Consider the following 11,236-nt stretch of genomic DNA (forward strand, 5'->3'; position numbering starts at 1 on the left):
AAAATATTTAAAGGTGCTATCCTTAGCACCTTTTTTATAAAAATCAAATAAAATCAAAAAACTAGCATAAAAAATATTTATGATTGTTTTAAATTACTGCCTTATTAAAAATATTTATCATTTTCTACTTTTTAATTTTGATTTAGATTTAAGATATTGCATAATTTTTGTAAGTGATATTGTTAAATTTGTTATACTTTATCTAGTTAATATATTATGAAGTTTTTTAAATATTATATGAAAAAAATAAAGGAGTAAAATACCTATGAAAAAATATCCGTTAAATCAGATTTTATATGGAGCACCAGGGGTTGGTAAGACTTATGATACTATAAATATAGCTTTAGAGATTTTGGGCGAAGATTTTTCAACTCAAACAAACGAAAATGACACAAGACAAGCAATGCAAAAAAAAGTTTAAGGAGTATGTAAAAAACGGACAAATCGTATTTATCACTTTTCATCAAAGTTATGGATATGAAGAATTTGTAGAAGGAATTAGACCTATTTCTGAGAATGGTGAAATAAAATATGTTGTAGCTAATGGTATTTTTAAGAGTTTATGCGAACAAGCCAAAGGTAATACAGAGTTAATCAATAATTTTGATATTTTAATAGAAACATTAAAAGAAAAATCATCAATAGATTTAGCTGACCCTGAAAAGTATTTTAATATTCCAAATACAAAATATCATATTCAGTTTAGAGATGGTATAACTTTTAGAATTAAATTTGATGGTATGAGTGATAAGCATAAAGATTATCCAGTTAATATAGAATCAATAAAAGAGTTATATAAAAATCCAAAATACCAACTTTATAATTCTGCTTATGCTAAAGTAATCATAGATTATTTAAAAACTCTAGGTTTAAAAGAATATGTTGAAAATTCCATAAAAAAGCCTTATATAATCATTATTGATGAGATAAATCGTGGGAATATTAGTAAGATTTTTGGAGAGCTTATCACACTTATTGAGCCTAGTAAAAGACTAGGAAATGCTGAAGAGCTAGAAGTAGTGTTGCCATATAGTAAAGAGAGTTTTGGTGTGCCAAATAATGTTTATATAATAGGCACTATGAATACAGCTGATAAGAGTATCACTACCCTTGATACGGCATTAAGGCGTAGGTTTGAGTTTAAAAAGATGATGCCTAATAGTTCTCTTTTAAAATTTAAACTCGATGAGATTGAATTAGATAAATTATTAAATAAAATGAATGAAAGAATTGAATGTTTAATAGGAGATGAAAAGCTTATCGGACATTCGTATTTTATGGATATAAACAGCATTGATGAACTTAAAGTCGTGTTTAGAAATAAGATTTTACCACTTTTAGAAGAGTATTTTTATAATGATTATTCGCAGATAAAATCGGTGCTTAATGATAATGAAGAATTGATAGTAAGTAAAAATATGTTAAATCAAGAAGTTTTACGCATAAATAATAAGTTTTTGGATAAATTAACAAAAGATTGGTTTAATAAAATCTATGGCAAATAAAATAGCCCACGAACACGAAATAATAAGCTCACTTGATAACGATGAGTTTTTAAATGAGCTTATGAGTTTTGCTGAAAATAACCCAAAGTTTTTAAAAATAGTCGGTAAAAATAAACTAAAAGCAAGAAATTATGTAGGGCTTATAAAGACAAAAAGTGGGGTTTTAGAAATTTATCCTAAGGTTTCAAAACCAAGTAATGAGATAATGCCAAGAATAGATTTAAGCAAGGCTTATGAGCTAAAAGATGAGATGTTTAAGGATTGTAAAGAAAGAGAGTTAAATCCCAAGCAGCTACTTTTAGAACTTTTAAGAACTTTACAAAAAAGTCCGTTTAAAAAATCGCTTAAAGCAACTCTAAAAGATGAAAAAATGCCACTTTTTGAAGTTTTTGTTAAAATGTTTTTAGAAGAACTTTTCGTGCTTTTAAATAAAGGGCTTATGAGTGATTATATAAAAATAGCTGAAAATAGAACAACTTTAAAAGGCAAATTGCTTTTTAATGAGAATTTAAAACATAACTTAATTCATAAAGAGCGATTTTTTACCGAAAATGATGAATATATCATAGACAATGTGATAAATCAAACTATAAAAACTACATTATTTCATTTAAAAAAACTAAGTCAAAATAAAAAGATTTTAAAATATTTAAAGACTTTTGATGATATTAGTTTAATTGATATTAAAAAATGTGAATTTAGTGTAAAAAATAAGCATTATAGTTATTATGAAAACATACTTTTATGGTGTAAGTTATTTTTAAATGGTTTTAGTTTTACACCATTTGCGGGGGATAATAACGCTTATGCTTTGCTTTTTGATATGAATAGACTTTTTGAAGATTATGTAGCTTTTATGTTTAAAAAACACAATCCAAATATAAAAATAAGCACTCAATTATTAAAAAAACACTTAATAAAAGATGGTCAAAATGAGCGTTGTTTAATGCGACCTGATATTTTAATTGAGCTTAAAGATAAAACAATCATCGCTGATACAAAGTATAAAATCATAAATAAGTTAAGTAATATTAGCCAAGCTGATTTATATCAATTATTTGCCTATGCAATAGCTTTTAAAGTTAGTGAAGTTTGGCTTATATATCCACTTTTTGATGGTAGTTTAGGGTATAAAACACTAGAATATAACTTAGATTGCTTTAATACTAAGATAAAATTACAAATTCTTTTTGCTCCTTTAGGTTGATATTTTAGTTGCATTGTGATTTGTTATAATCTAGGTTTTATGAATTTAAAATATGATTAGATATAAATAAAAGCTTAATTATTAAGATAATAAATTGCAAGTTTAAAGATAGCTTTTACTATCTTTAAACATAGTTTAAAATTAAATTCCTAGATTTTCTAATGTTTTTTGAGCGTTTAGTAGTTGGGTTTTTACTGCGTTTTCTGATGTCCCACCATAAGAATTTCTTAAATCAACGCAAGTTTTTAAATCAATTGCTTTATAAATATCATCTTCAATTAAATCACACTCAAGCCTTAATTCATCTAAGCTTAATTCATCTAATTTAAGTTTTTTTGAGATTGCATAGCTTACTAATTTTCCCGTAATTTCGTGAGCTTTTCTAAATGGCACACCTTTTTTAGCTAAATAATCAGCCAAATCAGTAGCATTTGAATATCCATTAGCAGCTGCTCTTAGCATATTTTCTTTAATTGGTTTCATTTTTGCAATTAGTTTTGTAATTATTATTAGACTATCTTTTATGGTATCTTGAGTATCATAAACACTTGCTTTATCTTCGCTCATATCGGTATTATAAGCTAGTGGCAAACCTTTCATAATAGTTAGCATTGAGATTAGATTGCCATAAATTCTACCTGTTTTGCCACGCATTTTTTCGCATACATCGGGGTTTTTTTTCTGTGGCATTATGCTTGAACCCGTGCAAAAATCATCACTTAGCTCAATGAATTTATAATCATTTGAATTAAAAATAATTAGCTCTTCACAAAGGCGTGAAAGATGGCTAAAACAAATTGCACTAACACTACAAAACTCAAGCATATAATCTCTATTGCTAACACTATCAATACTATTTTCACTTGGCTTTGCAAAGCCAAGTTCATTTGCGCTAAAAAATCTATCTATATTAAAAGTAGTCCCCGCAAGTGCAGCCGAGCCTAACGGACATTCATTTAATGAGTTGTATAGATTTAAAAATCTATCATAATCTCTTTTAAACATCCAAAAATACGCCATTATCCAATGCGAATATAAAATCGGTTGAGCGGTTTGAAGATGAGTAAAGCCTGGCATAATTAAGTCTAAATTTATCTTAGCTTGGTTTAAAATCTCTTGCATTAATTCTTTTAAATTAGTTTTAATTCCTAATACAAATTCTTTCATTTGTAATATTCCATCTAGTGCGGTTTGGTCGTTTCTACTTCTTGCAGTGTGAAGTTTGCCAGCACTTGCACCTATTAAAACACTAAGTCTTTTTTCAATAGCCATATGAATATCTTCATCGCTTATATTAAACTCAAATTTATTTTCTATAAATTCGTTTTGAATAATTTCTAAGCCTTTTAAAATCTCTGCTAATTCTTGAGAGTTTATGATTTTTTGATGCTCAAGCATTTTTGCGTGTGCTATGCTTCCTTTTATATCTATTAAAGCAAGTCTGTTTTCAAGTGGCAAAGTCGCTGTGTAATTTTCTACTAATTTATCCGTAGCTTGGTTAAATCTACCGCCCCATAATTTTTTCATACTATTCTCCTAATAAAATTCCTTCTTTAAGCCCATAAGCTGAAATGATAAATTCAAAATCATCAAATAAAGTATCAATAAAATAAGCCCCGCAAAGCACTGCAAAATCTCTATTAACTCCTAGCATTAAATCTCTTTTTTCGGCATTATTTGTATTAATAAAATCAATTAATTTATATAATTCATCTTTATTTACAATGCTATTATGAAACTCTAAATCATCAATATCTTTATAAGCAATATTTTTTGCAATACTTTTTGCAAATATTCCCGTTTTTGATGCTAGAACAATTGGTCTTGGATAGCTTTTAAGCTCGTTTTTATAAGGGTTTAAAAGTGTATATGCGTAGTCTTTAATATCTAAGTTTTTTTCTTTTACGCTTTTATAAAAAGATAAAAGTCCTATATCAAGTAATAATTTTTTATCATTACTTGTAATTTCTGTTGAATACCCACCAACATCTACTAAAGTAAAATCACCTTGAATTGAAATTCCAACCCCTAATCTAGTAAGCCTTGCTTCTTCGTTTTGGCTTAATATTTTTAATTTAAAGCCGTATTTTTGATAAAGCATATTAGCTATTAAATCAGCATTTTTACTTTTTCTAAAAATTGCAGTAGCAACTACTTTTGCCTTGCTTAAATCGTAATTTAGCTCATCAAGTGCATTGATTAAGACCTTAATTCCTTCATCATTTATACACTCGTTTTCATAAAATAGTCCTAAGTTTAAGACCTTTTCGTAGTTTTTTAAAACCTTATCAAATACAGCTATTTTAAGAGTATTTGAGCCTATATCAATTGCTAAATTCATTTAAAGTTGCCTTTATTAGCTTTAATAATTTTTCATTATCAATATCTTTTAAAACCTTTACTAGGTTTAACTTGCTTAAATCAATGCCTATATTCATATTAAGATTTTTATCATATCTTAAGCTTTTGCCCCTTGCTTCGCCACAAGTTTCTATATCTACATAATATTCATCGCTTTTACAAATGCTAGAATCTAGCAAATATGCAATTATTAAAGCATCGTGTATCCAAGTGCCAATGCTATTTCTTGTAAGCTCTGCATAACTTATCCAAGGCTTAATACTTGTATATAAAAAATCACATAATTTATTATTAATTGCTTTTATTTCTTCTAAATCTTTATGGGTTAGGCTAGTTTGCATTGTGATATTGTAAGGTGCTAGAGTGATTTTTGCTCCACTTCTTAGCACAATCCTAGCAGCTTCTGGGTCAAAACCAAAATTAGTATCTTTAGGGTATTTACTCATATCAAATACCCCGCCCATAATTAAAATCTCTTTTACATTTTTTGCAAACTCATTATCTAAAATACAAGCTTGAGCTATGTTTGTAAGTGGTCCAATAGCACAAACAATAAGCTCATCTTTATAAACTCTTGCTAATTCACATAATTTATAAACAGCGTTTAATTTGGCGTTTTTATAAAGTTTAATAGGTTCGCAATCTTGCCATAAGTGTTCTAATTTAAAATTATAAACACTCTCATCAAGTCTTTTTCTCCACGGCGTTTCATCTTCTAATAAAGCCTTACTTGAGCCTAAAAATACAGGAATTTTAATCCCTAATTTAGAAATTAAATTCCTTGCGACTGCATAAGCTTTGTGATTTATCACATTTCCGCTTAGAGTTGTTATTGCTTTTAAATCAATCTTTTTACTAGCAATTGCAAGTGCTAGGGCTAAGCCATCATCAGTATTAGCCCCACAAATACCATTGCCTATATCAGTGTCAATTACGATTTTCATATAGCATTTTCAATAAGATTTAAATCTCTACCCCTAGTTTCAGGAGCAAAAAATGTAGTAACAAATCCAATTCCTGCCATAAATATAAAATAAGCAGCGATTAAATACCAATTATGAGTTAGATTTATAAAATAAGTTGCTAAAAATGGTGCAGTTCCACCTGATAAAATGCCACCGATTTCTTTAGCTAGTGCCATTTTTGTATAACGATTTTTGCACCCAAACATTTCAACTCCGTAAGCTGCTTGAACTCCAAAAATCCCTAAAGATGCAAGGCACATTCCTACGACAATTACACAAATTACTATTATTTCATTTTTGCTATCAAGTAACATAAATGCAGGAACTGCATAAATCATTAATAATAAGCAAAATATCCTATACATAATGCGACGACCAAATTTATCGCTTAGCCATCCAGATAATGGAATAACCAAAAATCCTAAAAATGAAGCTATTAAAACCCCTGTTGTAGCTATTTGTTTGTCTAATAATAAAATAGTATAAACATAACCTACTAAAAAGCTTTGAGCTATATAAGATGGGGCGTTTTCTCCCATTCTAAGACCTAGCATAATAAAAAATGATTTGTTTTTTTGCCAAAAAGTTTTGTTTTCGGTTTTGTGAGTTTTTAAATTTTGTTCTCGTTGTTTTTGCATTTGTTCTTTTTGTTTTGCAAATACAGGTGTTTCTCCTACAAAGCGTCTTAGATACAAGGCAAATGCAGCTATTAAAAAGCTAAATATAAATGGCAATCTCCAGCCCCATTCTAAAAAGTCTTTATCATCTAAAAATCCAAGTAAAAACCAAATTCCACTAGCAATTAAAGTCCCGCTATTAGAGCCTAGTGCAATGATTGATGATACTAAACCACGATTTTTGCTAGGTGCGTATTCACCTAACATAATAGCTCCACCGCTAAGTTCAGCTCCTGCTCCAAAACCTTGTAAAAATCTTAAAATCACTAATAATAAAGGCGCTAAAATGCCTATGCTATTATAAGATGGGATAAATCCTATTAAAGTAGTCGCTGCACCCATTAAAAATATAGTTATCATCATAACTTCTTTACGACCATATTTATCTCCTAATCTACCAAAAAAGAAAGCTCCAATAGGTCTAGCAATAAAGCCAACTCCATAGGTTGCAAAACTAAGCATTAGAGCGATTATAGGGGTTTGCTCTGGGTAAAAAACTTTACCAAAAACGGTTGCAGCCGCAAGGCCGTATAAAACAAAATCAGCATATTCCATAGCAGTTCCTAGCCAACAGCTAATGATTGCGTTTTTAAAGGATTTTTTGCCTTCTTTTGTCTTTAAAATATCATCTTGAATTTGATTCATTAAATCTCCTAAAATAAATAATAAAGTAAGCTTAAGAAAAATGCCGAAATTAAAGCACTAGCAGGTAAGGTTATCATCCACGCTAAGCCTATTGGCTTCATCATTTTCCAATTTGCGTTTTTGTTAAATACTCCAATTCCTAATACCGCACCTATTAGAATATGAGTTGAACTGATTGGAATTCCTAGTTGAGTTGCTAGAAGTATTACAATAGCTGAAGCAAACTCGGCACTAAAACCTGTGGTAGGCTTGATTTTTGCTAGACTTTTGCCAACGGTTTTAATAACGCTTTTGCCTAAAAACCAAAGCCCAGCAACTAGTGAAATGCCAAATACTAACATTACAATAGTAGGCACTGCTGAAGTTGGATTTATTGTATTTGTGTGTAAAATATCTAAAATCGCAGCAAATGGTCCAACTGCGTTTGAAATATCGTTTGCTCCGTGAGAAAAGGCAAATGTGCAAGCTGTAAATATTTGAAACCATGAAAAAATACGATTTACTGCTTTTTTTGGCTCGCCTTTTTTCATAATATTAATAATTCCTACACAAATTATATAAGCACTAATACAAATTAATAAGATGATTAATCCTATACTAAAATGACTAAGTCCTGTATCAACATTATTTAAGGCTTTAAAAAATAACATAGATGAAATTACAAGAGCTATTAAAGTAGCTAAAACAGGTATGCGTTTGCTTAAAAATCCTGCTACATCAACTGCTTTTTCTTTTTTTGTAAATTCTTTTAATTTATTTGCGTATTCGCCTTTTTCGTTAAGCAAAATGCCGTAAAGCTCACTATATTGCTTAGATTTTTCGCTTTGCATAAATTCATCTATGTATTGTTTTTTATACTCTGCTTTATCTTTTTTGATTTGCTTTAAAATATTTTCTTTTTCTTTAGTAGGAACTACAATGAATTTATAAACTAATGAATAAACAAAATAACTCAAAACCCCACCTAATACAGGAGATATAAACCAACTAGCAACAATGGTTCCTATCCCACCCCAGCTAACTTGAGTAGCGTTATTTTCGGCTATGAAACCTAAAGCTAGTGCAGCACCTAAAATTCCGCCTACTATTGAATGAGTTGAACTAACTGGTAAAGATTTATAAGTAGCTATAAAAATCCAAACACTAGCAGCACACAAAGCACTCATCATAACATAAGCAAAGTGCATAGGTTCTATGTTTTCTTTAACGCTTACAATACCACTTCTAATAGTAGCAGTTACTTCAGCACCAGCAAAAAATGCTCCGCTAAATTCAAATATCGCAGCTATTATTAAAGCTTGTTTTATGCTAAGAGTTTTTGCTCCAACACTCGTTCCAAAAGCATTTGCAACATCGTTTGCACCTATATTGAATGCTAAAAATATTCCAAAAATTGCAGCAATTGTAAAGAATATATAATAATTTGTGGTGCTATAACCCCAAAACAAAAAGCCAACACAAACGATAGCAAAAAGTATCGTTATAATAATGTTTTCTCTTGCCATTACCTTTCCTTTTTAAAAAATTGGGCTAATTATAGACTAAAAAAAATTGTTAAGATTTCTACAATGTAAAATCTTTGTAAAATATGCTAAGATACGCAAAATTAAAAGGAGTGTTGATGAAAAAGTTTTTAGTATTGGCATTTTGTGTTAGTGTTTGTTTTGCTAATAATCAAGTAATTTGTAACAATGCAAATGATTGTTATAACATAGGAATTGCTAAGGCAAAAGAAATGCAAATAGCAGAATCTATTAAGTATTTAGAAAAGTCTTGTGAGCTTAATTATATGTCAGCTTGTATGGAATTAGGAACTGCTTATATTTATAGTGCTAAAAGTAAGGAAGAATTTACTAAAGGGATTAATTATTATATGTTAGCTTGTAATAATAATGAGCCTATATCGTGCCATAATATAGCGTATATGTTAGAGCAAAGCCAAAATCCTGCATTAATGAATGAAATAAAGAGTTATTATGAAAAATCTTGTAATTTAAGATATTTAAATGCTTGCACTAATTTAGGAAATATTTATTATACGAAAGAAAACAATAAAGAAAGAGCGAAAATGCTTTATGAAAAAGCTTGTAATTTAGGAGAGGCTATAGCTTGCAATAACTTAGGTAACTTTTATTATTATACCAATAAAAGCTTGGCTAAGGAATATGTAAGAAAAGCTTGTGATTTAGGCTATCAAGTAGCGTGTGAATATAAAATAGATTAAATTATAAAAAGTGCAAAATTAATTTTTCTAGCTAATTCCTTTTATTTTTGATAGTATGAAAATAAAAGGAATTTAAATTGGTAAGATTTTTTAATAAAGTTGATTTTTTTATTTTCGTATTGAGTGTAATTTTTTACGCTTATTGTATTTTTGTATTTAAGTATTTAACCACTTTTTCAGCCTTAGATATAACTGCTAATTCTATATTTATTATATTTGCAAATGCTTATTATTTTTATTTGTATTTAAAAGATGAATTGTTGCTTGATTCGTTTTTTGTATTTATTGGCTCTTCTTTTATTTTAGTAATCTTAATATATGGCTGCATTATTTTATGAAGTATTGGAGTTGGAATTTAAATTATCATATTATTTAATATTTATTATGATAATTAATTTAAATATAAGTTTGTTTTAATAATATTTATCATTCTCATAAAAAAGGATAAAAATGAATATTAAAACAACAATTTCTTTAAGTTTAGTTGCTGTTTGTGCCAATGCACTTAGTTTAGAACAATCAATAAAAAATGTAGATTTAGATGGGTTTTTAAGGTATCGCTATGATACTACTAGAGTTAAGGATATTGCTTTAACTCAACCAGCACACAAAATTAGATTAGATTATAAATTAAGCCTAAATTTAGCTGATAATTACAAGGCTAATGCGGTGTTTAGATATGATACAAAATCTTTTAGTTATTCAAATAATGCTTATATTAATACTAATGATAATTTTCATTTAAAAGAAGCGAATTTAACTTATACTAATTTTAATACAAGCTTTAGTTTTGGTAGATTAAAAGTGCCTAGTATGTTTAATGATGGGGTTTTGGTTACTTCGTTTTTAATTGATAATAATTCTTTAGATAATACAAATATAAATGCGTATTTTGTAGATAATTTTGATTTGAGTGAAAGTAGTTTGATAAACGAAAAAGCAATAAATCAAATATCTTATAAAATACCACTGAAAGCTACAAATCTGCCAAAGAATTTAAAATCACAAATCTATAATCAAAACCTTTATGGGCTAAATATTAATTATCATAATGATTTAATAAATCTTACTTTAGGTGCTGATTATCTTAATGATTTTGCTATTTTTTATGGAGTGGACTTGAAAAGTTATTTAGGAGATAAGAAGAGTTATCATTATTCTTTTAATTCTCAACTAACTAGCACATCATTAAAGCAAAATTACAAAACTTCTCTAAATGCAAGTAATTCTGTATTTTATGGCGTTGAAATTCTAGTCGGATTTAAGAATTTTGATTTTGAGTTAGGCTATATAAATTATGGTAAAAAGGATAAAGCAAGTTTTGTAACTTGGCATGATAAAGGATTGCTTTTGCATTCGGGAAAAACGATAATAGATGGATTTTATGGTGGAATAGGTAAAAGAGAATATTTGTATTCAAATATATCTTATAAATATGATAATTTTAATTTTTTATTTAGCATAATTGATGGCGGGGTAAAGCTTGATTTAGCTAAATATAAGCAAACAGAATTAATGCCAAAAATTGTTTATAAATATTCTAAGAAATTAAAATTTAGCGCATTTTATGATTATGCGATTACTAAAACCGATATGAAAAATATTAAAACTTATAAAACTAGATTAGAAGCTAAATACTCGTTTTAACTATA

The 11,236-nt window shown here is 28.3% G+C and carries 9 protein-coding genes and 1 pseudogene; 5 read left to right on the plus strand and 5 right to left on the minus strand.

What is annotated here, in order from left to right; genetic code table 11:
* Positions 1 to 265: 265 nt before the first annotated feature.
* Positions 266 to 1,505 (plus strand): annotated as a pseudogene (locus tag AVBRAN12642_RS08975) (McrB family protein); the annotation flags it as partial.
* Positions 1,495 to 2,712 (plus strand): McrC family protein, encoded by a 1,218-nt coding sequence (locus tag AVBRAN12642_RS08980; RefSeq protein WP_336608251.1) that lies wholly within the window; start codon positions 1,495 to 1,497, stop codon positions 2,710 to 2,712. The pseudogene AVBRAN12642_RS08975 and the gene AVBRAN12642_RS08980, both read left to right, overlap by 11 nt.
* A 141-nt stretch (positions 2,713 to 2,853) precedes the next feature.
* On the opposite strand, the gene argH is transcribed toward AVBRAN12642_RS08980, so the two are convergent.
* From argH to AVBRAN12642_RS09005, 5 genes are read right to left on the minus strand one after another with little or no spacing between them, the layout of a single operon-like run.
* Entirely contained in the window at positions 2,854 to 4,239 is a 1,386-nt protein-coding gene (gene argH, locus AVBRAN12642_RS08985; RefSeq protein WP_336608252.1) for an argininosuccinate lyase, read from the minus strand.
* A 1-nt stretch (position 4,240) separates the two neighbouring features.
* Positions 4,241 to 5,053 (minus strand): Ppx/GppA phosphatase family protein, encoded by an 813-nt coding sequence (locus AVBRAN12642_RS08990; RefSeq protein WP_336606769.1) that lies wholly within the window; start codon positions 5,051 to 5,053, stop codon positions 4,241 to 4,243.
* On the minus strand, positions 5,037 to 6,017 hold the full coding sequence (locus tag AVBRAN12642_RS08995) for a nucleoside hydrolase (protein WP_336608253.1): 981 nt from the start codon (positions 6,015 to 6,017) through the stop codon (positions 5,037 to 5,039). Before AVBRAN12642_RS08995 ends, AVBRAN12642_RS08990 begins: the two co-directional genes overlap by 17 nt.
* A complete protein-coding gene (locus AVBRAN12642_RS09000; protein ID WP_442862369.1) occupies positions 6,014 to 7,375 on the minus strand; it encodes an MFS transporter in 1,362 nt (453 codons plus the stop codon). Before AVBRAN12642_RS09000 ends, AVBRAN12642_RS08995 begins: the two co-directional genes overlap by 4 nt.
* On the minus strand, positions 7,369 to 8,865 hold the full coding sequence (locus AVBRAN12642_RS09005) for an inorganic phosphate transporter (RefSeq protein WP_336608255.1): 1,497 nt from the start codon (positions 8,863 to 8,865) through the stop codon (positions 7,369 to 7,371). The genes AVBRAN12642_RS09000 and AVBRAN12642_RS09005 overlap by 7 nt, the downstream gene beginning before the upstream one ends.
* Positions 8,866 to 8,981: 116 nt before the next feature.
* Here AVBRAN12642_RS09005 and AVBRAN12642_RS09010 point away from each other — a divergent pair, with 116 nt between their 5' ends.
* The 3 genes from AVBRAN12642_RS09010 (at position 8,982) to AVBRAN12642_RS09020 (ending at position 11,231) form a co-directional block, all read left to right on the plus strand.
* Positions 8,982 to 9,584 (plus strand): tetratricopeptide repeat protein, encoded by a 603-nt coding sequence (locus AVBRAN12642_RS09010; RefSeq protein ID WP_336608256.1) that lies wholly within the window; start codon positions 8,982 to 8,984, stop codon positions 9,582 to 9,584.
* A 77-nt stretch (positions 9,585 to 9,661) separates the two neighbouring features.
* Positions 9,662 to 9,922, plus strand: a complete 261-nt coding sequence (locus AVBRAN12642_RS09015) for a hypothetical protein (RefSeq protein ID WP_336608257.1) — start codon at positions 9,662 to 9,664, stop codon at positions 9,920 to 9,922.
* 112 nt (positions 9,923 to 10,034) lie between these two features.
* Positions 10,035 to 11,231: a major outer membrane protein gene (locus AVBRAN12642_RS09020; RefSeq protein WP_214119485.1), complete on the plus strand. Its 1,197-nt coding sequence runs from the start codon at positions 10,035 to 10,037 to the stop codon at positions 11,229 to 11,231.
* Positions 11,232 to 11,236: the final 5 nt, after the last annotated feature.

Origin of the sequence: Campylobacter sp. RM12642, from assembly GCF_020137635.1 — a bacterium.
Classification (GTDB): domain Bacteria; phylum Campylobacterota; class Campylobacteria; order Campylobacterales; family Campylobacteraceae; genus Campylobacter_E.

What these genes read in the sequence shown, in the direction of transcription:
- AVBRAN12642_RS08980 (WP_336608251.1), top strand. Translation starts at nt 1,495, where the DNA reads ATGGCAAATAAAATAGCCCACGAACACGAAATAATAAGCTCACTTGAT.
- argH (WP_336608252.1), bottom strand. Translation starts at nt 4,239, where the DNA reads ATGAAAAAATTATGGGGCGGTAGATTTAACCAAGCTACGGATAAATTA.
- AVBRAN12642_RS08990 (WP_336606769.1), bottom strand. Translation starts at nt 5,053, where the DNA reads ATGAATTTAGCAATTGATATAGGCTCAAATACTCTTAAAATAGCTGTA.
- AVBRAN12642_RS08995 (WP_336608253.1), bottom strand. Translation starts at nt 6,017, where the DNA reads ATGAAAATCGTAATTGACACTGATATAGGCAATGGTATTTGTGGGGCT.
- AVBRAN12642_RS09005 (WP_336608255.1), bottom strand. Translation starts at nt 8,865, where the DNA reads ATGGCAAGAGAAAACATTATTATAACGATACTTTTTGCTATCGTTTGT.
- AVBRAN12642_RS09010 (WP_336608256.1), top strand. Translation starts at nt 8,982, where the DNA reads ATGAAAAAGTTTTTAGTATTGGCATTTTGTGTTAGTGTTTGTTTTGCT.
- AVBRAN12642_RS09020 (WP_214119485.1), top strand. Translation starts at nt 10,035, where the DNA reads ATGAATATTAAAACAACAATTTCTTTAAGTTTAGTTGCTGTTTGTGCC.